Source organism: Kitasatospora sp. NPDC023120 (assembly GCF_055560835.1).
In genome coordinates, this window is the sequence record NZ_JBVHHY010000002.1 from 38,604 (window position 1) to 63,433 (window position 24,830).

Annotated in this window: 22 protein-coding genes and 1 pseudogene; 4 read left to right on the forward strand and 19 right to left on the reverse strand. The window is 72.9% G+C overall.

The window, feature by feature from the left end; all coding sequences use genetic code 11:
• Nucleotides 1-80: 80 nt before the first annotated feature.
• The 10 genes and pseudogenes from ACZ3TI_RS02810 to ACZ3TI_RS02855 form a co-directional block, all read right to left on the reverse strand.
• Entirely contained in the window at nt 81-449 is a 369-nt protein-coding gene (locus tag ACZ3TI_RS02810) for a GntR family transcriptional regulator (RefSeq protein ID WP_465722570.1), read from the reverse strand.
• A gap of 105 nt (nt 450-554) precedes the next feature.
• On the reverse strand, nt 555-1,265 hold the full coding sequence (locus ACZ3TI_RS02815; RefSeq protein WP_465722572.1) for a spermidine synthase family protein: 711 nt from the start codon (nt 1,263-1,265) through the stop codon (nt 555-557).
• Between the two features lie 159 nt (nt 1,266-1,424).
• Nucleotides 1,425-2,546 (reverse strand): YeiH family protein, encoded by a 1,122-nt coding sequence (locus tag ACZ3TI_RS02820; protein ID WP_465723308.1) that lies wholly within the window; start codon nt 2,544-2,546, stop codon nt 1,425-1,427.
• Between the two features lie 59 nt (nt 2,547-2,605).
• A complete protein-coding gene (locus ACZ3TI_RS02825) occupies nt 2,606-3,187 on the reverse strand; it encodes a cysteine dioxygenase family protein (protein ID WP_465722574.1) in 582 nt (193 codons plus the stop codon).
• A 76-nt stretch (nt 3,188-3,263) separates the two neighbouring features.
• Nucleotides 3,264-4,178, reverse strand: coding sequence for a LysR family transcriptional regulator (locus tag ACZ3TI_RS02830; RefSeq protein WP_465722576.1), 915 nt, complete (start codon nt 4,176-4,178; stop codon nt 3,264-3,266).
• 133 nt (nt 4,179-4,311) lie between these two features.
• Nucleotides 4,312-5,061, reverse strand: a complete 750-nt coding sequence (locus ACZ3TI_RS02835) for an amino acid ABC transporter permease (protein WP_465722578.1) — start codon at nt 5,059-5,061, stop codon at nt 4,312-4,314.
• Between the two features lie 150 nt (nt 5,062-5,211).
• Nucleotides 5,212-5,496 (reverse strand): annotated as a pseudogene (locus ACZ3TI_RS02840) (ATP-binding cassette domain-containing protein); the annotation flags it as partial.
• A gap of 23 nt (nt 5,497-5,519) precedes the next feature.
• Nucleotides 5,520-5,765, reverse strand: a complete 246-nt coding sequence (locus tag ACZ3TI_RS02845) for a lipopolysaccharide assembly protein LapA domain-containing protein (RefSeq protein ID WP_465722580.1) — start codon at nt 5,763-5,765, stop codon at nt 5,520-5,522.
• Nucleotides 5,766-5,900: 135 nt separating this feature from the next.
• Nucleotides 5,901-7,673: an ABC transporter ATP-binding protein gene (locus ACZ3TI_RS02850; protein WP_465722582.1), complete on the reverse strand. Its 1,773-nt coding sequence runs from the start codon at nt 7,671-7,673 to the stop codon at nt 5,901-5,903.
• Nucleotides 7,674-7,728: 55 nt separating this feature from the next.
• Nucleotides 7,729-9,504 carry an ABC transporter transmembrane domain-containing protein gene (locus tag ACZ3TI_RS02855; protein WP_465722584.1) on the reverse strand — a complete coding sequence of 592 codons (1,776 nt, stop codon included), beginning with the start codon at nt 9,502-9,504 and terminating at the stop codon, nt 7,729-7,731.
• A 466-nt stretch (nt 9,505-9,970) separates the two neighbouring features.
• Here ACZ3TI_RS02855 and ACZ3TI_RS02860 point away from each other — a divergent pair, with 466 nt between their 5' ends.
• Nucleotides 9,971-10,834, forward strand: a complete 864-nt coding sequence (locus ACZ3TI_RS02860) for an aldo/keto reductase (protein WP_465722586.1) — start codon at nt 9,971-9,973, stop codon at nt 10,832-10,834.
• A 162-nt stretch (nt 10,835-10,996) separates the two neighbouring features.
• On the opposite strand, the gene ACZ3TI_RS02865 is transcribed toward ACZ3TI_RS02860, so the two are convergent.
• Nucleotides 10,997-11,893 (reverse strand): MarR family winged helix-turn-helix transcriptional regulator, encoded by an 897-nt coding sequence (locus ACZ3TI_RS02865; RefSeq protein WP_465722588.1) that lies wholly within the window; start codon nt 11,891-11,893, stop codon nt 10,997-10,999.
• A 374-nt stretch (nt 11,894-12,267) separates the two neighbouring features.
• Between ACZ3TI_RS02865 and fabG the strand changes: the two genes are divergently transcribed.
• Together fabG and ACZ3TI_RS02875 are read left to right on the forward strand one after the other, a co-directional pair.
• Complete coding sequence (fabG, locus tag ACZ3TI_RS02870) at nt 12,268-13,035, forward strand: 3-oxoacyl-ACP reductase FabG (RefSeq protein ID WP_465722590.1); 768 nt, start codon at nt 12,268-12,270, stop codon at nt 13,033-13,035.
• Between the two features lie 397 nt (nt 13,036-13,432).
• On the forward strand, nt 13,433-14,179 hold the full coding sequence (locus ACZ3TI_RS02875) for a phosphatase PAP2 family protein (protein ID WP_465722592.1): 747 nt from the start codon (nt 13,433-13,435) through the stop codon (nt 14,177-14,179).
• Here ACZ3TI_RS02875 and ACZ3TI_RS02880 read toward each other — a convergent pair.
• Nucleotides 14,130-14,348, reverse strand: coding sequence for an I78 family peptidase inhibitor (locus tag ACZ3TI_RS02880; protein ID WP_465722594.1), 219 nt, complete (start codon nt 14,346-14,348; stop codon nt 14,130-14,132). The genes ACZ3TI_RS02875 and ACZ3TI_RS02880 overlap by 50 nt on opposite strands.
• 75 nt (nt 14,349-14,423) lie before the next feature.
• On the opposite strand from ACZ3TI_RS02880, the gene ACZ3TI_RS02885 reads away from it, so the two are divergent.
• A complete protein-coding gene (locus ACZ3TI_RS02885; protein WP_465722596.1) occupies nt 14,424-14,696 on the forward strand; it encodes a DUF6343 family protein in 273 nt (90 codons plus the stop codon).
• 94 nt (nt 14,697-14,790) lie between these two features.
• On the opposite strand, the gene ACZ3TI_RS02890 is transcribed toward ACZ3TI_RS02885, so the two are convergent.
• The 7 genes from ACZ3TI_RS02890 to hpnE all read right to left on the reverse strand — a co-directional run bounded on the left by ACZ3TI_RS02890 (nt 14,791) and on the right by hpnE (nt 24,768).
• Nucleotides 14,791-16,236, reverse strand: coding sequence for an aspartate aminotransferase family protein (locus tag ACZ3TI_RS02890; RefSeq protein ID WP_465722598.1), 1,446 nt, complete (start codon nt 16,234-16,236; stop codon nt 14,791-14,793).
• A complete protein-coding gene (gene dxs, locus ACZ3TI_RS02895) occupies nt 16,226-18,136 on the reverse strand; it encodes a 1-deoxy-D-xylulose-5-phosphate synthase (RefSeq protein WP_465722600.1) in 1,911 nt (636 codons plus the stop codon). Before dxs ends, ACZ3TI_RS02890 begins: the two co-directional genes overlap by 11 nt.
• 112 nt (nt 18,137-18,248) lie before the next feature.
• Nucleotides 18,249-19,277 carry an adenosyl-hopene transferase HpnH gene (hpnH, locus tag ACZ3TI_RS02900; RefSeq protein ID WP_465722602.1) on the reverse strand — a complete coding sequence of 343 codons (1,029 nt, stop codon included), beginning with the start codon at nt 19,275-19,277 and terminating at the stop codon, nt 18,249-18,251.
• 2 nt (nt 19,278-19,279) lie between these two features.
• Nucleotides 19,280-19,960, reverse strand: coding sequence for a phosphorylase family protein (locus tag ACZ3TI_RS02905; protein ID WP_465722604.1), 681 nt, complete (start codon nt 19,958-19,960; stop codon nt 19,280-19,282).
• Nucleotides 19,957-22,035, reverse strand: coding sequence for a squalene--hopene cyclase (gene shc / locus ACZ3TI_RS02910; protein WP_465722606.1), 2,079 nt, complete (start codon nt 22,033-22,035; stop codon nt 19,957-19,959). Before shc ends, ACZ3TI_RS02905 begins: the two co-directional genes overlap by 4 nt.
• 7 nt (nt 22,036-22,042) lie before the next feature.
• Nucleotides 22,043-23,131 (reverse strand): polyprenyl synthetase family protein, encoded by a 1,089-nt coding sequence (locus ACZ3TI_RS02915; protein WP_465723310.1) that lies wholly within the window; start codon nt 23,129-23,131, stop codon nt 22,043-22,045.
• A gap of 203 nt (nt 23,132-23,334) precedes the next feature.
• Nucleotides 23,335-24,768 (reverse strand): hydroxysqualene dehydroxylase HpnE, encoded by a 1,434-nt coding sequence (gene hpnE / locus ACZ3TI_RS02920; RefSeq protein ID WP_465722608.1) that lies wholly within the window; start codon nt 24,766-24,768, stop codon nt 23,335-23,337.
• Nucleotides 24,769-24,830: the final 62 nt, after the last annotated feature.

Below are 24,830 nucleotides of genomic sequence, written 5' to 3' on the forward strand. Positions count from 1 at the left end.
ACAGGCGACAGGTGACAGATTTCAGATTTCGTTCGCTGAAATCTGAAATCTGTCGGCTGTCACCTGTTCGCTGTCAGCTGTCACCCATCACCTATCACCCGTCCCGCCCGCCACTGGACCACCGTCTCGATCCCGTCCAGCATCCGCGCCATCCCGAACTCGAACAGCGTCTCCAGGCTCAGGTCGATCTCCGGTCCCCGGTTCATCGCGTCGAACATCGGGAACCGCTCCGGATCCGCCATCAGCCGGTCGTGGTCCTCGTCCGCCAGGCGCTCCATCCACTCGTCGGCGGCTTTTGTCGCCGCGGCCATCGCCACGCCCCACTCCGGGGTGATCCGACGGGCCGACGGCACCCGCGCCCCCGGCGCCAACTCCCCCGCCACGATGCGCCGTCGAAGCTCTGCCGCGATCTGCTCCGAGAGAGTCCCGATCTCAGCCACCACCCACATCCGCCCGCCGAACCCTCAACTGCCCCGGGGGACAACCCCGAGAAGAAACCCACCCGGACGCTCAGCGCCAACCGCCCGGCACGACTGCCGAGTTCGCCCTCGCCCTCAGTCCGCGCGCCGAGCCAGGTGCACCACGTCCGGCACCCCTCTGGCCACCGGGATCTCGTGCGTCACCACGTCGGAGAAGCCCGCCGCACGCAGCGCTTCCTCGAAGGCCGACGAGGGCTGCGCGCTCCACACCGCCAGCACCCCGCCCGGCCGCAGCCGGTGCCAGAGCACCGCGAGCCCGTCCGCACCGTACAGCACGTTGTTGGAGTCGGTGACGGTCCAGTCCGGCCCGTTGTCGATGTCCAGGCACAGCGCGTCGTAGCGCTCGCCGTCCGCTGCCGCGAGGTACTCCAGCAGGTCGGTGTGGAGCACCACGACCCGCTCGTCCTCCAACGCGCCGCCCGAGACGGCGCCGAGCGGGCCGCTCCGGTGCCAGTCGATGATCGCGGTCTCCCGCTCGACGACGGCGATCCGCCCCCAGCGCGGCTCGGCCGCCGCGTACGCGAGCGAGAAGCCGACCCCGAGGCCGCCGATCAGCACCGCCGGCCGCTCGACCCGGTTGCCGGTACGGTCCAGCTCGTCCAGCGCCGCTTGGATCAGCAGCCGCTCCGAGCGCCCGTCGACGGTGTCCATCAGGAAGCAGCCGTTCGCGATGATCTCGAAGTGCCGACCGTGCTGCCTCAGCACCACCTCGCCGTACGGGCCCTCCCGCCGGTCGAGCGTGACGACGGCCTCGGGGCCGCCCCGTTCGGGCAGTGCGGTGGTCATCCGTCCTCCTCGACGAACGCGGGCGAACTCGAAGGCACTCGAACGCACTCGAACACACCCGAGCGAACTCGGCTGCGGAAACGCACCGGTGGGATCACTGGACCGTACCGGTGCCGACGAGTACCCGCCCGACAATAGCCGAGTCCGCGGCCGAACCCGTCAGGTCGTGATCAGTACCCCCGCGTAGGACACGCCCGCCACCACCACCCAGGAGCCGAGCCCGAGCAGGGCGATCCGCCCGCCGGTACGGACCATGGTCGGCAGGTGCACCGCGCTGCCGAGGCCGAACAACGCGGCCGCCAGCAGCAGCTCTTGGGCGTCCCCGGCCAGTCCGAGCGCCCGCTCGGGTAGCACCCCGGTGGTCCGCAGGAGGACCATCGCGAGGAACCCCGCCACGAACAGCGGCACGATCGGCGGACGGCTCCCGGTCTTCACGGCATTCGCAGCCGCCCCCTCCCCCGAGCCAGAGCCCGAGCCCGAGCCCCCGCCCGAGCCCGAGTCCCCGACCGAGCCCGGAACCCCCGACGCACCAGAAGCAGCGGAAGCCCCCACAGCACCCGCAGCCTTCGCCTCCCGCAGGTTCCGCCGCACCACGACGGCCACCCCCGCGACCAGCGGCGCCAGCAGCACCACGCGCATCAGCTTGACCAGCACCGCCTCGCGCAGCGCCCCCGCCCCGCCGGTCTGCGCGGTGGCGACCACCTGCCCGACGTCGTGCACGCTCGCGCCGACCCAGCGCCCGAACTCCACCTCGCCGAGCCCGAGCGGGTGCTGCAGCAGCGGCAGCACCGCGATCGCCAGCGTCCCGCACAGGGTGACCAGCGCCACCGAGGCCGCGACGTCCTCCTCCTCGCTGCCCGCCGCCTGGCTGACCGCGCCGATCGCCGAGGCCCCGCAGATCGAGTACCCGGTGGCGACCAGCAGCGGCTGGTCCCCGGGCAGACCGAGCCGCCGCCCCAGCCAGAGCGTGCCCGCGAAGGTGGCCGCGACCACCGCGAGCACCATGGCGGCGGTCGCCCAGCCGAGACCGAGCACGTCCCCCAGGCTGAGCTTGAGCCCGAGCAGCACGATCCCGATCCGCATCAGCCGTTTCCCGGCCGTGGACAGCCCCGGCCGGGCGGCCCCGCGGACCACCGGGCGCAGCCCGGGCAGGTGGGCCGCCGCCATGCCGAGCACGACGGCGGCGGTGAGCTTGGGCACGGCCGGCACCACCGCGTGGACGCCCAGCGCGGCGGCGACACCGAGGGCTGCGAGCAGCAGCCCGGGGGCGTCCCCGCGCATCGGGGGCAGCGAGTGGGTACGGGCGGCGCGCTCCCGGAGGGTCAGTGCCACGTCGCCGCTCACTGCTCCCGGTCGGCGGGCAGCCGGTAGACCCGCCGGATGCTGGTGCCGAGTCGCGAGACGTCCGCGCCGTACACGTGGATGGAGATGGCCGTGGTGCTACAGGAGTTGCGCACCAGGTGGATGTCGCCGGGCGGGGCGAAGGCGGCGACGGTGCCGGCCGGTCCGGCCACGTGCTCGGTCTCGACCAGCCGGGCGGTGCGGCCGTCGGAGACCAGCCGGTAGCGGGTCTCGCTCTCCTGGCCCCGGTGGACGCCGGCCACGCACCACGAGACGTGGTCGTGGATCGGGGTCTGCTGCCCGGGCAGCCAGACCAGGGCGACGACGGAGAAGCTGCCGTCCTCCTCGGCGTGCAGGACGTGCTGGCGGTAGCGCTGCGGGTCGCCCTCGCGCTGGGCGGGGGTGAGCAGCGCGTCGGGTCCGTCCTCGTCGGCGTGCAGGTGCGGGGCGAGGCGTTCGCCGACCAGGTAGGCGGTGAGCTCCGGGGGCAGTCCGCGGTCCACGACGGCGCGGATCTCACTGATCAGCGCGGTCATCCGCTCGGTGAGTCGGTCGCTGCCGACCATGGCTGGGGGTGTCATGCCAGCAGGTTCGACCCTACCGACCTATCACGTCCAAGGAGGGTTCGTAAGCAATACCCTTACCCGTCCTTATGGTTCAGCACCCCACCCGGCTCGCCGCCGCCTGCCGCAGGTGGTCCAGCACCAGCCCGGTGGCGGGGATCCGGCGGTGCTCGCTCAGCACGTACGCGCTCACCTGCCGCCGCAGGTGCGGTTCGACGGCCCGTCCGGTGACCTTGCGGTGGCACATGAAGGAGAGCACCAGCGCGGGCATCAGCGCGATGCCGACCCCGGCGGCGACGAGCGACTGCACCGCGAGGTTGTCGTCCGTGGAGAAGACGATGTCCGGCGCGAAGCCCTCCTCCGCGCAGACGTGCAGCAGGTTGGCCCGACATCGCGGACAGCCGGCGATCCACCGCTCGCCGTCGAGGTCGGCGAGCCGTACGGCGTGCCGGCGGCCGAGCGGGTGCCCGACCGGCAGCAGCACCGTGAGCAGGTCCTCCATCAGCGGGATCTCGTCCAGCCCGTCGGGCACCTCGGTGGCGGAGCCCGGGTAGCGGAACGCCAGCGCGATGTCGCACTCCCCGCGCAGCAGCCGCTGGACGGAGTCGGGCGGCTCGGCTTCCAGCAGCTCGACCCGTACGCCGGGGTGATCGGCCAGCAGTCGGGCCATCGTCTCGGGTATCAGGGTGGCGTTGGCGCTGGGGAAGGCGCAGACCCGCACCCGCCCGGCGCGCAGCCGGGCGAGCGCGGCGAGCTGCTGCTGCGCGGCGGACATGCTGCCGAGGATCAGTTCGGCGTGCCGGGAGAGCGCCTCGCCCGCCTCGGTGAGCCGCAGTCCGCGCCCGGCACGGGTGAACAGCGGGACGCCGACGGTGCGTTCGAGTGCCTTCATCTGCTGGGTGATGGCGGGCTGGGTGTAGCCGAGTTCGCGGGCGGCGGCCGAGTAGGATCCGGCCCGGACGACCTCGTGGAACGTCCTGATGTGCCGCGAGTCGAAGACCGGCTCCATGGCCCCTCCAGCCGGGGTCGTCGTCGTCCGGACCGATCAGACGGTCCCGTCCAGCCTCGCAATCATAAGAGGAAATTGGAGTTCTCGAGCCCGACCCCATGCGCACCTATGGTTCAGCCCCGAACCAGGCTTCTCACTGCTGCGCCGACGGCGGCAGCCCCATCGCCACCCCGGCCTTGACCACCGGTGCCCCGCCCCGCGTGCTCGGGCTGCGCCGGCTGCGCTTCTCGACGAAGCGGGCGAGCCAGGAGAGCAGCAGGCACATGCCGATGTAGATCGGCGCGATCACGATCACCACCGGGATGAACGGCAGGTCGTAGTCCAGGTTGGTGGCGATCAGCTTGCCCGCGTGCAGGAACTCCTCGTAGGTGATCAGGAAGCCCAGCGAGGTGTCCTTGAGCGCGACCACCAGCTGGCTGATGATGGCCGGCAGCATCGCCCGGTTGGCCTGCGGCACCAGCACGTACGCCATCACCTGGGTCTTGCGCATGCCCAGCGCGTACGCCGCCTCCCGCTGCCCCCGGGGCACCGCGAGCACGCCCGCCCGGAACACCTCGGCCAGCACCGAGCCGTTGTAGAGCACCAGTCCGGTCACCAGCCCCCAGAGCGGCTGCACCTTGAGCGCGACGAAGACGAAGAAGATCATCACCAGCAGCGGCATGGCCCGGAAGAACTCCACCAGCAGCGTGGCGACCCAGCGCGCCACCCGGTGGTCGGACAGCCGCCCGGCGGCGAACAGTGCGCCGAAGGGCAGGGCGAACAGCACCGTCCAGCCGAAGGCCTTCAGGGTGTTCCCGAGCCCGCGCAGCAGCAGCTCCTGCACGCCCCGGTACTCGAAGGCCATCCACTTCTCGTACGTGAACTGGCCGGTGTGGAACAGCATGTAGACCACCCAGCCGACCGCCGCCGCGATCAGCAGCAGCGCGATCCCGCCGTACAGCCGGTGGCGGGCGAGTGCCCTCGGGCCGGGGATGTCGTACAGCGCCGATCGGCGGCGGGGTCGGCGCGGCTTCCCCGGAGAGGCCGAGGGTCGCCTCGAAGGACTGGAACACCATGCCGACCTCGGCGCGCAGCCGGGCGAGCCCCTTGCCCTCCTCCGGCAGCGGTTCGCCGTCGATCAGGATGGCGCCGTCCTCGATCGGCTCCAGCCGGTTGATCGCCCGGCAGAGCGTGGACTTGCCGGAGCCGGACGGTCCGATGACGACGACGACCTCGCCGCGGCCCACCGTCAGCCCGATGTCTGCAGCACGTGCAGCTCGCCGAAGTGCTTGTTGACCCCGCGCAGCTCGATCAGCGGGGTGAAGGAGGAGGTGCCGATCGGGGCCGGTTCGGGAGCCGAGGTCACCGACTGCGGCGCCCCTTCAGCAGCCAGCCGAGCACGCCGCCCGCGATCAGCGTGGCCAGCAGTGCGATCCATAGCGGCGCGGTGACGGTGAACACCCAGAACTGGATCTTCACCTTGTCGAGGTTGGCGAACAGGAACCACACCGCGAGGATGACGATGACGCCGATTCCGATGTACCGGGTGGGGATCCCGCCGATCTCACCGCGCGGGGAACGGGACGAGCGGTCCGAAGTGTTGGTCACCGGAGCAGTCTGCGGGCCGCGCGGCCGTTTTGCCCGGTTACGCGCCCTTGCGGGCCGGGGAGTAACCCGCACGGGGCAATCCGACCCCGTGCGGGTTTACCGATCCACCCGGCTGCCTTCCGGACTCCCGCGGCGCTACCGCTCGTCCCGCCAGGAGCGCCAGAGCGCCGCGTACGGGCCGCCGGCCGCGACCAGCTCCGGGTGGCTGCCGTACTCGCTGATCCGCCCGCCCTCGACCACCGCGATCACGTCGGCGTCGTGCGCGGTGTGCAACCGGTGGGCGATGGCGATGACCGTCCGGCCCTCCAGCACCCGGGAGAGCGACCGCTCCAGGTGCCGGGCGGCGCGCGGGTCCAGCAGCGAGGTGGCCTCGTCCAGCACCAGCGTGTGCGGATCGGCCAGCACCAGCCGGGCCAGGGCCAGTTGCTGCGCCTGCGGCGGCGTGAGCGAGGTGCCGCCGGAGCCGACCTCGGTGTCCAGTCCCTCCGGCAGGGCGTCCACCCAGGCGCCGGCGTCCACCGCGTCCAGCGCGGCGCGCAGCTCGGTGTCGTCCGCGTCGGGCGCGGCCAGCCGCAGGTTGTCCCGCAGGGTGCCGACGAAGACGTGGTGCTCCTGGTTCACCAGGGCCACCTCCGCGCGCACCCGCTCGGCCGGCATCCGGGACAGCGCCGCCCCGCCGAGGGTCACGCTCCCGCGGCCGGGGGCGTAGATCCCGGCCAGCAGCCGCCCGAGCGTGGACTTGCCCGCTCCGGACGGCCCGACCAGCGCGACCCGGCTGCCCGGGGCGACGTCCAGACTGATCCCGTGCAGGACGTCCGCGCCCTCGCGGTAGCCGAACCGGACGTCCCGGGCCTCCACCCGGCGGCCGTCCGGGCGGGCGGACTCGTCGCCCTCGTGCTCCGGCACCTCGCGCACGCCGACCAGCCGGGCCAGCGAGGCCTGCCCGATCTGCAGCTCGTCGTACCAGCGCAGGATCAGGTCCACCGGACCGGTCAGCATCTGCGCGTACAGCACGCCGGTGGTCAACTGGCCGACGGTGATCCAGCCCTTGAGGGTGAACACCCCGCCGAGCACCAGGGTGGCGAGCACCGCCGCGGCGTAGACCGCGTCGATGGTCGGGAACCAGACCGAGCGCAACCACAGGGTGTAGCGCTCCCAGGCCAGCCACTCGCGCAGCTTGCGGTCGGTCAGCGCGATCCGCCGGTCGCCCAGGCGCAGCGCCTCGACCGTCCGCCCGGCGTCCACGGTCTCGGCGAGGACGGTGTTCACCGCGGCGTACCCGGCCGACTCGTTGCGGTAGGACTGCGGCGCGCGCCGGAAGTACCAGCGGGAGGTGGCCAGCAGCAGCGGCAGCCCGATCAGCGAGGTCAGCGCGAGCAGCGGCGAGGTGACCAGCAGGGCGCCGAGCACCAGCAGCAGCGACACGACGGCGACGGCGAGTTCGGGCACCGCCTCGCGCACCGACTTGTCCAGCCGGTCGACGTCGGTGGTGCCCCGGGAGACCAGGTCCCCGGTGCCGGCCCGTTCCAGGACGCCGGTCGGCAGCGCGACCGAGCGGACCAGGAAGTCCTCGCGCAGGTCGGCGAGCACCCGCTCGCCGAGCACCGCGCCGCGCATCCTCGACCAACCGGTGAACGCGGCCTGCGCCACGAGCGCCAGCAGGTACCAGGCGACCGCCACCGCGATGGCGGACCCGGCGGTGCCGGTGGCCAGCGACTCCACCAGGCTGCCGAGCACCCAGGGCCCGACCAGCCCGGCCAGGGTGGCCACCGAGTGCAGCGCCACCACCGCGGAGAACCCTGCGCGGTGCCGCCGCGCGAGCAGGCGCAGGTATCCGCGCACGGCGGCCGGGGAGCCGACCGGCAGGGTGGTGGCCGGCCCCTGTTCCTCATGGACGGGGGGCTTCATGACGTACTCCTCGTGTGCGTGGCACGGCAGTTGACGAATCGGTCCGGGGCTCTGTTCACACCGCCTCACCCAGCGGCTGGGCGGCCTCTTCCTCGCGGGTGACCACGGCCCGGTAGGCCGGCTCGGACCGCATCAGCTCGCGGTGGCGCCCTGCCGCGACCACCCGGCCGTCCTGCAGCAGCACCACCCGGTCCGCCCGGTCGAGCAGCAGCGGGCTGGTCGCGAACACCACGGTGGTGCGACCGGCCCGGACGTCCCGCAGCCCGGTGGCGATCCTCGACTCGGTGTGGGCGTCCACCGCGCTGGTGGGCTCGTCCAGCACCAGGACCGGCGGGTCCGCCAGCAGCGCGCGGGCCAGGGCGAGCCGCTGGCGCTGCCCGCCGGACAGCGAGCGCCCGCGCTCGGTGATCCGGGCGCGCATCGGATCGCCCGCGCACTCCGGCGAGCCGTCCACCAGCGCCTCCAGCACGTCGTCCGACCGGGCGGCCGCCAGCGCCTCGGCCGCCGGGACCCGGCCCGAGGACGGGATGTCGAACAGCTCGGCCAGCGTGCCGGAGAGCAGCACCGGCTCCTTGTCGTGGACCAGCACCGCCGCCCGGGCCTCGGCCAGCGGCACCGCGTCCAGCGCCGTCCCACCGAGCCGTACGGAGGGCTGCTCCGGCTCGCCCTCGGCCGACGGGACGTGCCCGCCGAGCCGCTCGGCGAGCGCCCCGGCGAAGTCCGGGTCCCCGCAGACCACCGCGGTCAGCTCGCCAGCCCGCGCGGTCAGCCCGCTGGCCGGGTCGTACAGGTCGGCCTTGGCCGGCTTCGTCAGCACGGTCTCGGCGGTGCCGCCGGTCCGGCTGAGGGACAGCACCCGCACGGCCCGGCCGGCCGAGACCCGGGCGACGCTCCAGGCGTGCGCCGCCTCGCCCAGGATCCGCAGCGGCGCCGCCAGGAAGGCGGTCGCGCCGTACACCGCGACCAGGGTGCCGACGGCGAGCTCGCCGGAGGCCGCCAGCCGGGCGCCGTACCAGGTGACGCCGACCACGAACAGCCCTGGCAGCAGCACCTGTTGGGCCTGCATCAGCGACCAGATCCGGGCCGAGCGGACGGCGGCCGCCCGGACCTTCTGGGAGGCGGCCCGGTACCGCTCCAGGAACAGCTCCTCACCGCCGATGCCTCGCAGCACCCGCAGCCCCGCCACCGTGTCGGCGGCCAGCTCGGTGGCCTTGCCGCCGAGCGCGCGCTGCTGCTCGAAGCGCCGTTCGAACGGCCCGATCAGCGGCCAGACGGAGGCCGCCAGCACCGGGACGCCGAGCAGCACACCGATGCCCAGCACCGGCTCGACCACGAGTACCACCGAGCTGACGGCCAGCCAGACGATCACCGCGGACCGGACCCGGGCGATCAGCTCGACGTACCAGCCGATCCGCTCGACGTCCCCGCTGCCGACCGCGACGACCTCGCCGGTGGCGATCCGGCGGGACAGCCCGGCGCCGAGGTGCGAGGCCTGCCGGGACACCAACTGCCGTACCTGGCAAGCGGCGTGGATCCAGTTCCAGACCGCCTGGCGGTGCGTCAGGACGGTGCCCAGCGCGGCGACCGCGGCGAGCAGCAGGGCGAGCCCGCCGGCCCGCCAGATCCCGCCGGCGTCACCGTCGACGGCGGCCTGCACACCCATCCCGACCGGTATCGGCAGGGCCGCCTGGCCCCCCATCTCGAGCAGGTTCCAACAGGTGGCGCGCAGTTGACCGCGCCGCTGGCTGCGCTGCAGCCAGCGCAGGAAGGACAGGGGCGAGGAGAGGTCGGGACTGCCGGGATCGGCCAGCGGCAAGGGGGTGAGCGGCATGACACTCCGATGCGAACGGTGCGGAGGTACGGGGGAACGCGAGAAGCGGGGAACCGCGGGGACGGGGAACCGCGGGGACGGGGAACCGCGGGGACGGGGAACCGCGGGGACCGGCGCCCGAGCGGACAGCAGGCCGCGCGGCGCACCGGCACGGCGACGTCGACACGTCCGGTGGGAGCGCCGGACGGACAGAGGAGGGGCACGAAGGGCCCGGATCTCAGGAGGTCATGTCCGCGAGCCTGCCAACCCCGGTGTGACCCGCGCAACAGGTTTTCCGCCCCCGCGACCACCCGGCCGTCCGCCCGCCCCCCGCGGACCCGCCGGCGCCCCGCCCCGACGCCCTTCCGCTCGCGCTCGAGCCCTGCAAACCTCCACCTGAAATTCACCCGTTTGGCGGGAACAATGACGTTCCGGTGCCAGTTGCCCACCGTTGGAAACACCAACGACCAGGAGGGCACTCCTTCCCGTGAGCACCATCCCCAGCATCACTCTCAACGACGGCGCGCAGATCCCGCAGCTCGGCTTCGGCGTGTGGCAGGTCCCGGACGCCGAGGCCACCGCCGCCGTCCGCTCCGCGATCGACGCGGGCTACCGCTCGATCGACACCGCCGCCATCTACGAGAACGAGGCCGGCACCGGCGCGGCGATCACCGAGGCACTGGCGGGCGGCGTCGCCCGCGAGGACCTCTACATCACCACCAAGCTGTGGAACTCGGGCACCCGCGACTGGTCCGGCAAGCAGGGCCGCGACGCGGTGCTGCGCGAGTTCGACGACTCGCTGGCCAAGCTCGGCCTCGACTACGTCGACCTCTACCTGATCCACTGGCCGCGCCCGATGCACGGCAGCTACCTCAACATCTGGAAGGCCTTCGAGCAGCTGAAGGAGGACGGCCGGGTCAAGTCGATCGGCGTCTCCAACTTCGGCGAGGAGCAGCTGACCCACCTGATCGACGAGACCTCGGTCGTCCCGGTACTGAACCAGGTCGAGCTGCACCCGTACTTCCCGCAGGAGGAGCTGCGCGCCTTCCACGCCCGGCACGGCATCGCCACCGAGGCGTGGAGCCCGCTGGGCCAGGGCAAGGAGCTGCTCGCCGAGCCGGCCCTGGTGAAGATCGCCGAGAAGCACGGCCGCACGGTCGCCCAGGTGGTCCTCCGCTGGCACCTGCAGAGCGGCGTGATCGCCATCCCGAAGTCGGTCACCCCGGCCCGGATCCGGGAGAACCTGGACGTCGCCGGCTTCGAGCTGGACGCCGAGGACCTCACGGCGATCGCCACCGTCGCCACCGGCAAGCGCATCGGCCCGGACCCGCAGGGCTTCGACTGGAACTGACCCGCCCCGAGGCCTCCACGAGGCCGGACAGCCGGTCACAGCGGAGACCGCCCGCCCTCGAACAGGGCGGGCGGTCTCCGATATGCGCGATTCACGGCACCAACGGGCAGGGACCCTCAGTACGTTGGCGAATCGTTTTGGCTGCTGTTACCAATGCTTGGCCTAAAGCCTGGCCGCCTTGGCGATGAGCGCGAGTGCAGCCTCGTGCTCACCGTTCTCCAGCGGGGCCAGCAGCAGCCGCTGGACCTCGGCGACTCCGGCGGCCGAGCGGTGCAGCAGGTCCTGCCCCGCCGGTGAGAGCGAGAGCAGGTTGCGCCGCCCGTCCGAGGGGTCGCGCCGGCGCTGCACCAGACCGCGGCGCACCAGTCGGCTGACCATCTCGGCCATGGTGGCCTTGTCCAGCGAGGCCAGCTCGCCGACCGTGCGCTGGTCCGCGCCCGGTTCCAGCTCCAGCGCGTCCAGCACCGCGTACTGCGGGGCCGTCAGCTCGGAGCCGACGTGCTCCGACCAGAGCTTGGTGTGCACCTGCTGGCTCACCCTGATCAGGTAGCCGATCGCCCGCTGGGCGTCCAGTATCGGCCGCGCGTCCGAGAAGACGGCGACCGCCGCAGGCTCCAGCCTGGCTATCTTGGCCATCACCCGGACGACCTCGACCTGCTCGTCCGCCGAGAGCGGCTCGAACAGGACGCGCTGCACGCGGACCACACCACCGGTGGCCTCGCGCACCGCCTGGGCACCGCTCTGCGAGAGAGCGAGCAGCTTGCGCCGGCCGTCGGCCGGGTCACGCCTGCGCAGCACCAGGCCGCGCCGGACCAGCCGCGCGACCATCTCCGCCATCGTGGCCTTGTCCAGCGAGGCGCGCTCGCCGACCGTCCGCTGGTCCGCGCCCGGTTCGAGGGCCAGGACCAGCAGCACGGCGAACTGTGGAGCCGTGAGATCGGCTCCGACGTGCTCGGACCACAGACGGGTGTGAACCTGCTGTGCAACACGAATCAGGTGACCGGGCGACTGCTGCAGTCGCGCGGACACGCGGGTTGTCGGGATCTCCCCCAGCACCATGTATCCGTCCCGATGTCACACCCGGTGTGTGTGGGACACCCGGGTGGGGCAGTAACGGCGAGTGGGCGTCCAGCTATGAGGGAGGGCGCTCCAGCCGTGCAGCCGGTGGCTGCTGGCGGACACTATACAAACGGCAGGCCCCTGCTGGCAGGCAGGGGCGGATAGTAGACGCAGGTTCGGCAACATTGGCATATTTACGCGCTGCCACACCGTTGCAGTAACCCGTTCTCAGCAGAAAGCCGACCGGTCGGTCCTTACCGACCGTCACCTGCGCCTCTCCACCCTGGCCGCCCTCCCTACTCGCCGGTAGGGTATGGCCACCCCTCTCCGGGGGCTCTCCCCGGGAGGCACCCCCGAGAGAGACGAGAGCGAGCATGACCGAGCAGAGCACCGCCCCCCGGGTCGCCGTCGTCACCGGCGCCGCCCGCGGCCTGGGCGCCGCCACCGCCGTCCGGCTGGCCGCCGACGGCTACGCGGTCGCCGTCCTGGACCTGGACGAGGCGGCCGGCAAGGAAACCGTCGACCGGATCACCGCCGCCGGCGGCAAGGCCCTGGCCGTCGGCGCCGACGTCTCCGACGCCGAGCAGGTCCAGGCCGCCGTCGACCGCGTGGTCGCCGAGCTCGGCACCCCCGTCGTCCTGGTCAACAACGCGGGCGTGCTCCGCGACAACCTGCTCTTCAAGATGTCCGAGTCCGACTGGGACACGGTCATGAACGTTCACCTCCGCGGCGCCTTCCTGATGACCCGCGCGGTTCAGAAGCACATGGTCGACGCCGGCTTCGGTCGCATCGTCAACCTGTCCTCCTCCTCCGCCCAGGGCAACCGCGGCCAGGCCAACTACTCGGCGGCCAAGGCCGGCCTCCAGGGCTTCACCAAGACTTTGGCCATCGAGCTGGGCAAGTTCGGCATCACCGCCAATGCCGTCGCCCCCGGCTTCATCGCCACGGACATGACGGCGGCCACCGCGGCCCGGGTCGGCATGGACTTCGAAGACTTCAAGCGGGCTGCGGCCTCTCAGATCCCGGTCCAGCGGGTCGGTCTGCCTGAGGACGTCGCCCACACCATCTCGTTCCTGGCGAGCGAGGGCGCCGGCTTCGTCTCCGGACAGGTGATCTACGTCGCGGGCGGCCCCCTCGACTGAGCACGGAACCTACACAGGGTTACCACGGAGTGGGAAGCCGGGCGGACCGGCCTCCCGCTCCGTTTCCTTTACCGGCGCTTTTGCAGAATCATTCGAAGACCACACTGGCATTCGACGCAGAAATAGCGGAAATCACTCCCCGGACCATCCGGGGACACCCCCAATTGTCGCTTTCCCGGGAAAATGACAATTATCCCCGGAATAGCCGTGTCCGGATGGGTAAGGTCACTCCGTGCAATCCAGAAGTACCCACGCTCCCATTCCGCGCCAGGGACCGGAACACCGCACCGCCACCACCGGCCGGGAGCGACCCACCACCCCCGTCGGCGCCCGCGGCCTCGCTCCCCACGAACCGTGCCCACCACCGATGGGCCCGCTGCCGATGGGCCCACCGCCGATGGGCTGGCCACCGCTGAGCCGACGGCAGGCCGCCCTGCTCGCCGCCACCCTCGTCGGCTACCTGCTGGTGCTGGCCGGCGTCCTGCTCAACACCGCCCTGGTCGACCTCGACTGGTCGGTCCGCCTGCTGCGCCCGTACGAGCGGTGGCCCCGGCTGGAGCCGCTGCTCGACACCTGGGTGGTCGTCGGGCAGCGCGGCCCCTCGGCGATCGCTGCCTTCGCCTGGCTCGCCTGGCGCGCCCGCCGCCTCGGCCGGCTGCGCCCGCTACTGGTCATGGGCATCGCGCTGCTGCTGCTCAACATCACGGTCGGCGCGGTCAAGATCGTCACCGGTCGGCTCGGCCCGCACTACGCCCAGTACGTCGGCTCGCCCGAGCTGTTCTCCGGCGGCACCATCTTCCCGTCCGGCCACACCGCCAACGCCGTCGTCACCTGGGGCGTGCTCGCCTACCTCGCCGTCCGCTGGCGCCGCACCGGCGCGGTGATCGCCGCCGCGACCGCCTGCTCGATCGGCCTGACCACGGTCTACCTGGGCACCCACTGGGTCACCGACGTCCTGGCCGGCTGGGCCGCCGGACTGCTCGTCCTGCTCTCGCTGCCGCTGCTGGAACCCCTGGTCGCCGCCGCCGAGCAGCGGCTCCACCGCCGCTTCGGCCGCCGCCCGCTCCCGTACTGGGACTCCACGGGAGCGGGCGCTACCCCTCCCAGCTCCGCTCGACCACGCCGTCCCGCACCGCGAGGTTGAGCCGCCCCTGCCGGAACTCCATGGTCATCAGCTCCCCCGGCTCCAGCACCCGGACCGAGGCCCAGCCGTGCCGCCGGGCCAGCTCCCGGGCCCGCTCGACCTTCAGCCCCGCGTACCCCTCGGCGTCCGGCCCCGCCGCACCCGACCCCACCGCGTCCGACCCCGACATCGCGCCTCCCCGGCCAGCCCCCTCGGACGTACGCTGGAATCGTAGCCCGACCCGCGCGGTCCGGAGGTGAAGGCCATGCGCACCACCACCCCGCGTCGGTGGCGCAGCGGCACCGAGCCGGCCACCGCGCGCAGCGACCTCAAGCTCCGCTACCTGCTGTCGCTCACCTTCACGCCGCTGTTCGTGCTGGCCACGGTGGGCTTCGCGCTCTGGGCGGCCGCCTCCCCGGTCAACGGCGCACCCAGCCGGGGCACGCTCACCGGTTTCGCCATCGCCTGCGGCCTGCTCTCCCTGTTCGCCGTCGTCGATCTCGTGGTGGTCATCCGGCGTCGCCGGACCGAGCTCTGACGCGGTGTCTCCAACGGAGTGGGAAGTCGGCCCCGCCGACTTCCCACTCCACGCGTCCCACGCAACCCGGTCCCCGCACCCGGCCCCGAGCAGCTCAGCGGCTGCCTACCGCCTGCTTCACCAGCGTCCGCCCGAAGTCCCACATCAGGCCGGTGCCGCGGTGCGCCTCGTCCATGATGTCGGTGAAGGCGTCCATGAACCGGTCCACATCCCGTTCGGTGATGATCAGCGGCGGAATCAGCTTGATCACTTCCAGGTGGTCCCCGGACACCTGGGTCAGGATCCGGTGCCGCTGCAGCAGCGGTACCACGACCATCTGCGCGAACAGCCCCTTGCGCGCCGCCTGCAGGGCCGTCCACCCGGTGCGCAGCTTGAGCGACTTGGGCCGCCCGAACTCGATCCCGATCATCAGCCCGCGCCCGCGCACCTCGGCGAGCAGCTCGTACTCGTCGACCAGCGCCGTCAGCCGCTCGCGGAACTGGTCGCCGACCTTGCGGGCGTTCTCCACCACCTTCTCGTCCCGCATCACCTCCAGCGTCGCCAGCCCGGCCGCCATCGCCTGGGCGTTCGAGCCGAAGCTGGCCGAGTGCACCAGCACCCGGTCCATCGAGGAGTAGACCTTCTCGAAGATCCAGCCCTTGCCGAGCGTCGCCCCGACCGGCACGTACCCGCCGGAGAGCGCCTTGGCCGCGCAGACCAGGTCGGGCAGCACGCCGTCCTCGTGCTGGTAGGCGAAGAACTCGCCGGTGCGGCCGATCCCGGTCTGCACCTCGTCGCAGATCAGCAGCGCCCTGTGCTCGTGCAGCAGCGCCTGGGCGGCGCGCAGCCAGCCCGGCGGGGGTGCCTGGACGCCCTTGCCCTGGATCGGTTCGACGATCAGCGCCGCGACGTCGCCGCGCTTCAACTCCTTCGCCAGCGCGCCGAGATCGCCGAGCGGGATGGCGGTGTCCGGGAGCAGCGGCTCGAAGCCCTTGCGGAAGCCGCTCTCCCCGTTGACCGACAGCGAGCCGGTCGTCAGCCCGTGGAAGGCGTGGTCGGCGTAGAGGATCCGGCGGCGCCCAGTGGCGTACCGGGCGAACTTCAGCGCGGTCTCCACCGCTTCCGTCCCGCTGTTGCCGAAGAACACCCGGTCCAGCCCGGGCGCGTACGACAGCAGCCGCTCGGCCAGCAGCCCGGGCAGCGGCGAGCAGTCGAAGCGGACCAGGTCCGGCAGGTCCAGGTCCATCACCTGCTGGATCGCCGAGCGCACCACCGGGTGGTGGCGGCCGAGCGCGAAGATGCCGAAGCCGGCCAGCATGTCGAGGTATTCGTTGCCCTCGGCGTCGTAGAAGTACGGGCCCTCGGCGCGCTCGTAGTACTTGTCGAAGCCGATGGTGTGGAGCATCCGGGACAGCTGCGGGTTGAGGTAGCGGCTGTTCAACTCGTAGCGCTCACCGCCGCGTTCGGCGAGAAGGGCGGCGATGTCGAAGGCGGGACGATCGGCGCCGGGTCGACCGGCGGCAGGGCGGTCGGCGGCAGGGCGGTCTGGGTCAGCCGGCATGGCGCTGTTTCGCTCCTCTGGTCGGTAGCAGGTTCTTGGCGAAGACGGCGGTCTGGGCGGCGACCCCGGTCCCGGTCAGCCCGGCCTCCTCGAGGATCTCCCCGCGCGAGGCGTGCCCGAGGAACTCCTGCGGCAGGCCGAGCACCCGCACCGGCACGTCCACGTCGGCGTCGCGCAGCGCCTGGGCGATCGCCGAACCGACCCCGCCGGTACGGCCGTTGTCCTCGACGGTGACCACCATCCGGTGGGCGGCGGCCAGTTCGGGCAGCGCCGGGTCGACCGGCTTGACCCAGCGCGGGTCGACCACGGTGGCGGTGAAGCCCTCGGCGAGCAGCAGCCGGGCAGCGTCCAGGCAGGCCGGGGCGGTGGTGCCGACGGCGACCAGCAGGATCTCGGCCGGCCGCCCGGTGCGCAGCAGCACGTCCACTCCGCCGATCCGTTCGACGGCCGGCACCGCCGGTCCGACGTTCCCCTTCGGGAAGCGCACGACCGTGGGCGCGTCCCCGACCTCGACGGCCTCGCGCAGCTGGGCGCGCAGCTGGTCGGCGTCGCGCGGCGCGGCGAGCCGCAGGCCCGGGACGACCTGCAGGATCGACATGTCCCACATGCCGTTGTGCGAGGCGCCGTCCGGTCCGGTGACGCCGGAGCGGTCGAGGACGAAGGTGACGCCCAGCCGGTGCAGGGCGACGTCCATCAGCACCTGGTCGAAGGCCCGGTTGAGGAAGGTCGCGTACACCGCGACCACCGGGTGCAGCCCGCCCGTCGCCAGCCCCGCGGCGCTGGTGACGGCGTGCTGCTCGGCGATCCCGACGTCGAAGGTCCGTGCGGGGTACGCCTTGGCGAACGGCGCCAGGCCCACCGGCTGCAGCATCGCCGCGGTGATCGCCACCAGGTCCGGCCGCTCGGCGCCGAGTTCGAGCAGTTCCTCGCCGAACACCGAGGTCCAGGAGACCCCGCTGCTGGGCGAGATCGGCAGGCAGGTGTACGGGTCGATCGGGTTGACGGCGTGGAAGCGGTCGGCCTCGTCCTGCTCGGCGGGCCGGTAGCCGCGCCCCTTGACGGTCAGGCAGTGCACGATGACCGGTCCGCCGAAGTTGCGGGCCTGGCGCAGCGCCTGTTCGACCGCGCCCAGGTCGTGCCCGTCGATCGGCCCGAGGTACTTGAGGCCGAGGTCCTCGAACATGCCCTGCGGGGCGAAGGCGTCCTTGAACCCCTTCTTGGCGCCGTGCAGCGCGTCGAAGATCGGCTGGCCGACCAACGGGGTGCGCTGCAGCGCCCCCTTGCCGAGGGCGAGGAAGCGCTCGTAGCCCTGGGTGGTGCGCAGGGTGGCGAGGTGGTTGGCCAGGCCGCCGATGGTCCTGGCGTAGGAGCGCTCGTTGTCGTTGACGACGATGACCAGCGGCCGGTCGCGGGCCTCGGCGATGTTGTTGAGCGCCTCCCAGGCGAGCCCGCCGGTGAGCGCTCCGTCGCCGATCACCGCGACGGTGTGCCGGTCGTGCTGCCCGAGCAGCCGGGCGGCCTTGGCGAGGCCGTCGGCGTAGGAGAGTGCGGTGGAGGCGTGCGAGTTCTCGACCAGGTCGTGCTCGGACTCGGAGCGCGAGGGGTAGCCGGAGAGTCCGCCGCGCATCCGCAGCTTCGAGAAGTCCTGGCGGCCGGTGAGCAGCTTGTGGACGTAGCTCTGGTGGCCGGTGTCGAAGACGATCCGGTCGTACGGCGAGTCGAAGACCCGGTGCAGCGCGATGGTCAGCTCGACCACACCGAGGTTGGGCCCGAGGTGTCCGCCGGTGCGGGTGACGGCGTCGATCAGGAAGTCGCGGATCTCGTCGGCGAGCAGCGGGAGTTCGGCCGCCGGGAGCTTGCGCAGCTCGGCCGGCGACGTGACGCGGGAGAGCAGTGACATGGGTACACCTCACGACTCGGAGCGGTGCGGTGGTGCCTCCGCCCGGCGGGGGCGGAGCCGGCCCGGGCGCGGGGCCCGGGCCAGGGTGCCGACCTGGAGGTCAACTCCCGTCTCAGCGGCCGTGGTTGCCGCTGACCGTCTCGGTGATGGCGCGCAGCGACTGCTGCAGCGAGCCCATGGTCGCGAGGACGGCCGTCGGTTCGTAGCCGCAGTGCGCCATGCAGTTCTCGCAGCGTGGGTCCTTGCCGCGGCCGTACTTGCTCCAGTCGGTCTTCTCGACCAGCTCGCGGTAGGTCGGCACGTAGCCGTCGGCCATCAGGTAGCAGGGGCGCTGCCAGCCGAACAGCGAGTAGTTGGGGATGCCCCAGGGGGTGCACTCGAAGTCGGCCTTGCCTTCCAGGAAGTCCAGGAAGAGCGGGCTGTGGTTGAGCCGCCAGCGCCTGCGGTTGCCGCCGGCGAAGGCCTTGCGGAAGAGGTCCCGGGTCTGCTCGACGCCGAGGAAGTGCTCCTGGTCGGGGGCCTTCTCGTAGGCGTAGGCAGGCGAGATCATCATCTCGTCCACCTTCAGCTCGTCGTTGAGGAAGTCCAGTACCTCGATGACGGTCTGCGGGGTGTCGGTGTTGAAGAAGGTGCTGTTGGTGGTGACCCGGAAGCCACGCCGCTTGGCCTCCTTGATCGCGGCCACCGCCTCGTCGAAGGTGCCCTCCTTGGCCACCGACTGGTCGTGCCGCTCGCGCAGGCCGTCGATGTGCACGGCGAAGGTGAAGTACGGCGAGGGCTTGAACTTGTCGATCTTCTTGCGCAGCAGCAGCGCGTTGGTGCACAGGAACACGTACTTGCGGCGCTCGACCAGCTGGCGGACGATCTCGTCGATCTGCGGGTGCATCAGCGGCTCGCCGCCGGCGATCGAGACCATCGGGGCGCCCGACTCGAGGACCGCGCCGACCGCCTGGGCGACGGGCATCCGCTGCTTCAGGACGCCTGCCGGGTGCTGGATCTTGCCGCAGCCCTCGCAGGCGAGGTTGCAGGCGAACAGCGGTTCCAGCTCCACGATCAGCGGGAACTTGTCCCGCCGTTTGAGCAGCTTCTGCTGCATGAGGTAGGTGCCGACCCGCACGGTCTGGCGCAACGGCATGGCCATGGCTAGCTCGCCTCCTGTGGGAGCGTCGCGGTTGTGGGGTGGTTCAGGTCGCCGGAGCGGGGCGCGCGCTCCGGCCGGTACCAGTCGACCAGGGCGGGTACCGTCGCCCGCAGGGTCCGCCAGGCCCGTACCCCGGCCGGGAGGGTGCCGGGCCGCAGCAACTCGTGCTCGGGGGTGTCGACCACTACCCGCAGGACGGCGGCGGGCAGCGTCGGCCGCACCTCCCGCAGGGCGGCGAGCACGGCGGCGGCCTCCATGTCGACGGCGAGCGCGCCCTGCAGGTGCAGCGCCCGCCGCTCGATGCCGCGCACCACGTGGTCGGCGGTGTGGTGCACCCCGGTGTGCGTGGTCAGGCCGCGCTCCTTCAGCGCCCGGGTGAGCTCCGGCCCGGAGTCGACCGGGTAGAGGTGGCCCTCGGCGTCGCGCACCCCGTCGGCCACGACGACGTCGCCGGGCAGCACGCCGGGGCCGAGCGCGGCGCCGAAGCCGGCCACCACCACGGCCCCGTAGGCGCCGGGGGCGGAGCCGAGCAGCCGTCGGACGGTCAGCCCGGCGCGCCGCCGGCCGACCCCGGTGCGCACCAGCACCGGGGGTCCGCCGACCGTGCCGCGCCAGTCGCCGCCGCGCAGGGCCCAGACCTCGGGGCCCAGTGCGCAGAGCACCAGCAGGGGGGCGGTGGTCACCGCGCCGCCCCGATCGCCGGGGTGCCGCTCGGCTTGGCGGCCCCCCGGCTTCCGTTGAGGTAGCGGCCGAGCGCGGTGACCGGGAAGACCAGCCGGTACAGGTGGTAGTTGATGGAGAAGTCCCACGGGAAGCCGGTGCCGGTGAACTGCGGCTCGTCCCAGGTGCCCTCGGGCAGCTGGGTGCGGACCAGCCAGTCCACGCCGCGTTCCACCGCCGGGTTGGCCCGGCCCTCCGGGCCCTCGCCGGCCGCGAGCAGCGCCATCAGCGCCCAGGCGGTCTGCGAGGCGGTGGAGTCGCCGCGCCCGGCCCAGCGCGCCGGGTCGTCGTAGGAGCGCATGTCCTCGCCCCAGCCGCCGTCGGCGTTCTGCCGGTCCTCCAGCCAGCGCACCGCCCGGCGGATCGCCGGGTGCTCATCCGGGACGCCGGCCGCGACCAGGGCGGGCAGCACCGAGCCGGTCCCGTAGATGTAGTTGGTGCCCCAGCGGCCGAACCAGGAGCCGTCCGCCTCCTGGTTGCGCAGCAGCCACTCGATGCCGCGCCTGGTCCGGGGGTCGCGGGCGCGGCCGGTCTCCGCGAGCATCTCCACCACGTGGGCGGTGACGTCGGCGGAGGGCGGGTCGACCACCTCGCCGAAGTCGCAGAACGGCAGCTTGTTGGGCAGCGTGCTGGTGTTGTCGACGTCGAAGGCGCCCCAGGCGCCGTTCTTGGACTGCATGCCGAGGTTCCACAGCACGCCGCGGTCCACCGCCGCGTCGACCTTGGCCTGGTCGGGGTGGGTCACCCGGCGCAGCGCCAGGACGACCTCGGCGGTGTCGTCGATGTCGGGGTAGGTGTCGTTCTCGAACTCGAAGGCCCAGCCTCCGGCGGCGAGCCCGGGCCGCTGGACGGCCCAGTCGCCGCGCTTGCGGATCTCCTCGCCGAGCATCCAGTCGACGGCGGAGACCAGCGCCGGGTGGTCGCCCGGCACCCCGGCGTCGGCCAGCGCGATGGTGGCCAGGCAGGTGTCCCAGACCGGGGACTGGCAGGCCTCCAGCCAGCGCTTGCCGTCCTCGGTGTGCACGGTGAAGCGGTCGAAGGAGGAGAGCCCGGCCTGCACCACCGGGTGCTCCAGCTCGTAGCCCTCCAGGTGCAGGGCGATCAGCGAGTAGACGGCGGGCGGCTGGATGCCGCCCCAGCAGCCGTCGGCCTCCTGCCGTTCGACGATCCAGCGGCAGGCCTGGGAGACGGCGAGTCGGCGCAGCGGGCGGAAGGCCCGGCGGTGGTAGGCGTGCAGCACCTTGTCGAGGCGCTCGAAGAGGCCGTCCCAGGTGTTGGCGGGGGCGAGCGGCCGTTCGGGGTAGGGGTTGTCCGGGTCGGTGTGCAGCTCGGTGAGCGGGAAGGGCGCCGGCCGGACGGGCCGGTGGGAGGAGACGACGGTCAGCGGGACGATGGTCTGGCGGGCCCAGCAGCCGAAGGCGTAGATGTTCAGCGGCAGCCACTTGGGCAGGAAGATGATCTCGGGCGGCATCTCGGGCAGCCGCGCCCAGGGCCACCAGCCGAACAGCGCGAGCCAGATCCGGGTGAACACCCGGGCGGCGGCGATGCCGCCCGCGGAGCGGACGTACCGTGCGGCGGCCAGCATGTGCGGGGCGTTCGGGTCGTCGCCGGCCAGCTTGAGCGCGACGTAGGCCTCGACGGTGGTGGACAGTTCGGGCGGCCCGCCGTGGAAGGTGGCCCAGGTGCCGTCCTCACGCTGCTGGGAGCGGATCCAGTCGGCGGTGGCGTTCGTCTGCTCCTCGGTGCGGATCCCGAGGAACTGCCGGAGCAGTAAATCCTCGGCGTCCATGGTGACGTTGGTCTCCAGGTCGCCCTTCCACCAGCCCTCGGAGGACTGCAGGGAGAGCAGGTGGGTGGTGGCGCGGGCCAGGGCCTCCCGCGCGTCAGCCGGTCCGTGGTCCGCCTCACCGGCCGGGAGCCGGTCGGTGTCCTCGGGCTGCCACCGCCCCGTGCCCAGCAGGGCCGGGGGGCGGTCGCCCACCGCGACCGGCTCGGAATCGTACTCAGGGTCGAGCCGGCCGTCCGCGGTTGCTGTCAACGTAACGTCACCTCTCTCGTACCACCACGAATTCGGCGAGTGCGACGAAGTGCTCGCGCACCTCGTCGGACATGGGCACCTCGTCCAGGGCGGCGAGGGCAGTCGTGTGCTGGCGGCGGGCCTCCTCCTGGGTCCAGGCGCGGCCGCCGGCCTCCTCGATCAGCGCGGCCCGGGCGGCGAGCTCGGGCTCGCTCTCCTCCCCGCGTCCCTTCGGGTCGGCCAGTTGCTCGGCGAGCCGGCGCGAGGCCTTGCCGCCCTCGGCCAGCGCGGCGGCGACCGGCAGGGACTTCTTGCGCTGGCGCAGGTCGCCCCAGTGCGGCTTGCCGGTGATCTCGGTGGCACCCCAGATGCCGAGCAGGTCGTCCACCGCCTGGAAGGCCAGCCCCAGGTGGTGGCCGTAGCGCTCGAGGGAGTCGGAGACCTTGTCGTCGGCCCCGGCCAGGACCGCGCCGATCGCCGAGGCGGCGGCCAGCAGGGCCGCCGTCTTCCCGCCCTCCATCTCCAGGCACTCCGCGACGGTCACGCTGTCGCGCTGTTCGAAGGCGACGTCCCTGGCCTGGCCGTCGATCAGCCGGCGGGTCGCCGTGGTGAGCAGTCGGACGGCGCGCGCGGCGTCGGTGGGGCTCGCGCCACCGGTCACCGCGGCGTCGAGCAGCACCTCCGTGCCGAGCGTCGCCAGGGCGTCGCCGACCAGGATCGCCTGGGCCGGCCCGAAGACCGTCCAGGCGGTGGCCCGGTGCCGCCGGGTCTCGTCACCGTCCATCAGATCATCATGAAGGAGGGAAAAGTTGTGCACCAGTTCAACAGCCACCCCGCCGGGCACCCCCGCCTCCGCCGCCGCGCCGGCGGCCTGCGCGGACAGCAGCGCCAGCGCCGGGCGCACGGCCTTGCCGCCGTCCCCCGCGACCGGCGTGCCGTCCCGGTCGATCCAGCCGAAGTGGTAGGCCGCGACGGTGTCCATCGGTGCGGCCAAACGGGCGACGGCGGCCCGTAGCGGCGGGGTGCAGAGCGTACGGCTGCGGGCGAGCAGCTCCGGCACCGAGACCGGTTCGGCCTGCGCCGTGCCTCCGACGGCGAAGCCGGTGCGTGACTCCACGTGCGTTCCCTCTCCCTCGTGGTGCCGGACCGCATGGGGCGGCCGGGTGCCGTCGGTGCGGCTGGTGTCGATTCGGGTGGTGCCGGTGCCGGAGGCGCCGGTACGGCCGGTCCGGCCGGTCCCGTTGATTCCGTCGATTCCGCTGATGCGCTCGACGGTACGCCCGTCGGCTCTGGCGGGCTCTCCGGCGGCGGGGCCCGCCGTCACCTGGGCCACCTCCCGTCGTCGCGGTCAAGCGGCACCCGGGTGCCGGCCGCGGCGAGCGCGGCGTCGGCGGCGGCGTGGCCGCTGCGCACGGCGCCCTCCATGGTCGCGGGCCAGCCGGTGGCCGTCCACGAGCCGGCCAGCAGCAGGCCGGGGACCTCGGTCCTGGCCGACGGGCGCAGCGCCGCGTTGCCCGGGGCCGGGTCGAAGGTCGCGGTGCGCTCCCGGGTGACGAAGAAGTCCAGCACCTCGGCGCCGGCCGCGGCCGGCAGCAGCCGCTCCAGCTCGGGCAGGTAGCGGCGGCGCAGCTCGGCGACCGGCAGGTCGATCTCGTCCTGCGCGGCGGACTGCGAGAGCGCCAGGTACTGGGCGCCCGGGTGGGCCCGGCCGAGCTCGGTGGCGGCCAGGCCGGAGTGCGTGGTGCGGTCGAAGACCCACTGCACCGGGGAGCCGAGCGCGGCGAAGAACGGGCGGCGGACCAGCTTGCGGTCGTAGATCACGTGCACGTTGAGGATCGGCGCGGTACCGAAGTCCGCCAGCCGCTCCTGCCCCGGGATCGCGTTCGGCGGCAGCAGGGCGGCCGCGCTGTCCTGGGCACCCGCCAGGACGACGGTGTCGGCGGTGAGCAGCTCCCCGCCCTCCAGCAGGACGGCGTGCTGCGGCGCGGCCGGCTTGAGTTCCGCCACCCGGGCGCGCAGCAACACGTTCACGCCGGCGCGTTCCAGTTCGGCGAGCGCCCGGTCGTGGTGGATCGCGCCCAGCGGGGCGGCGGCGATGCCGATGTCGGCGGCACCCGGGTCGGAGAGCAGGCCGGTCTGGAAGACCTTCGCCGCGAGCGCCATCGACACCTGGTCGGCCCGGCCGTTCAGGGTGGCGACGCCGACCAGGTCCCACAGGGCGGCCTGGGTGGCGGCGTTCTGCCCGTTGCGGCGCAGCCACTCCCCGAAGGAGATCCGGTCCAGCGCCGGGTCGGCGAGGTCCAGCCCCTTCAGGGCGAGCGCGCCGCGGACCACCCGGGCGCGGTCGGCCGGGGACAGGTGCGGGTAGCGGGCGAGGCTGGCGGCCAGGTGCAGCGGGACGGGCAGGCCGGCCCGCTGCAGCCGCCCGAGGGTGCGCACCGGGGCGGTGGCGGGGCCGGTGACGGAGAGCACCGGGACGTCCAGGCGGTCCTGCAGGTGGACCAGCCGGGTGGCGCTGAGCCGCTCGAGCAGACCGCGGTAGGCGGTGCAGCAGCGCAGGTAGACGTGCTGGCCGTTGTCGACGGTGAGGTCGCCGCGGCGGAAGGAGAACGCCAGGCCACCGAGCCGGGGCCGCCCCTCGGCGAGGGTGACCCGGTGGCCCGCCTCGGCCAGACGCAGCGCGGTGGTGATCCCGGCCAGACCGCCGCCGACCACGATGGCGGCCGGGCGCGCGGCATCGGCTCGCCCGGTCATCGGCCCTCCCCCTCGCAGTCGCTGGACCGCCGGGAGGCGGTCGCTGAAGCCGGTACTGGTTC

Coding starts and splice junctions, on each gene's coding strand:
- ACZ3TI_RS02815 (WP_465722572.1), bottom strand. CDS start 1,265: ATGACCACCGCACTGCCCGAACGGGGCGGCCCCGAGGCCGTCGTCACG.
- ACZ3TI_RS02810 (WP_465722570.1), bottom strand. CDS start 449: ATGTGGGTGGTGGCTGAGATCGGGACTCTCTCGGAGCAGATCGCGGCA.
- hpnE (WP_465722608.1), bottom strand. CDS start 24,768: ATGACCGGGCGAGCCGATGCCGCGCGCCCGGCCGCCATCGTGGTCGGC.
- dxs (WP_465722600.1), bottom strand. CDS start 18,136: ATGTCACTGCTCTCCCGCGTCACGTCGCCGGCCGAGCTGCGCAAGCTC.
- ACZ3TI_RS02865 (WP_465722588.1), bottom strand. CDS start 11,893: ATGGTGCTGGGGGAGATCCCGACAACCCGCGTGTCCGCGCGACTGCAG.
- hpnH (WP_465722602.1), bottom strand. CDS start 19,277: ATGGCCATGCCGTTGCGCCAGACCGTGCGGGTCGGCACCTACCTCATG.
- ACZ3TI_RS02855 (WP_465722584.1), bottom strand. CDS start 9,504: ATGCCGCTCACCCCCTTGCCGCTGGCCGATCCCGGCAGTCCCGACCTC.
- ACZ3TI_RS02875 (WP_465722592.1), top strand. CDS start 13,433: ATGGGCTGGCCACCGCTGAGCCGACGGCAGGCCGCCCTGCTCGCCGCC.
- ACZ3TI_RS02830 (WP_465722576.1), bottom strand. CDS start 4,178: ATGGAGCCGGTCTTCGACTCGCGGCACATCAGGACGTTCCACGAGGTC.
- ACZ3TI_RS02880 (WP_465722594.1), bottom strand. CDS start 14,348: ATGTCGGGGTCGGACGCGGTGGGGTCGGGTGCGGCGGGGCCGGACGCC.
- ACZ3TI_RS02820 (WP_465723308.1), bottom strand. CDS start 2,546: ATGCGCGGGGACGCCCCCGGGCTGCTGCTCGCAGCCCTCGGTGTCGCC.
- ACZ3TI_RS02850 (WP_465722582.1), bottom strand. CDS start 7,673: ATGAAGCCCCCCGTCCATGAGGAACAGGGGCCGGCCACCACCCTGCCG.
- ACZ3TI_RS02890 (WP_465722598.1), bottom strand. CDS start 16,236: ATGCCGGCTGACCCAGACCGCCCTGCCGCCGACCGCCCTGCCGCCGGT.
- ACZ3TI_RS02835 (WP_465722578.1), bottom strand. CDS start 5,061: ATGCTGTTCCACACCGGCCAGTTCACGTACGAGAAGTGGATGGCCTTC.
- ACZ3TI_RS02885 (WP_465722596.1), top strand. CDS start 14,424: ATGCGCACCACCACCCCGCGTCGGTGGCGCAGCGGCACCGAGCCGGCC.
- ACZ3TI_RS02825 (WP_465722574.1), bottom strand. CDS start 3,187: ATGACACCCCCAGCCATGGTCGGCAGCGACCGACTCACCGAGCGGATG.
- fabG (WP_465722590.1), top strand. CDS start 12,268: ATGACCGAGCAGAGCACCGCCCCCCGGGTCGCCGTCGTCACCGGCGCC.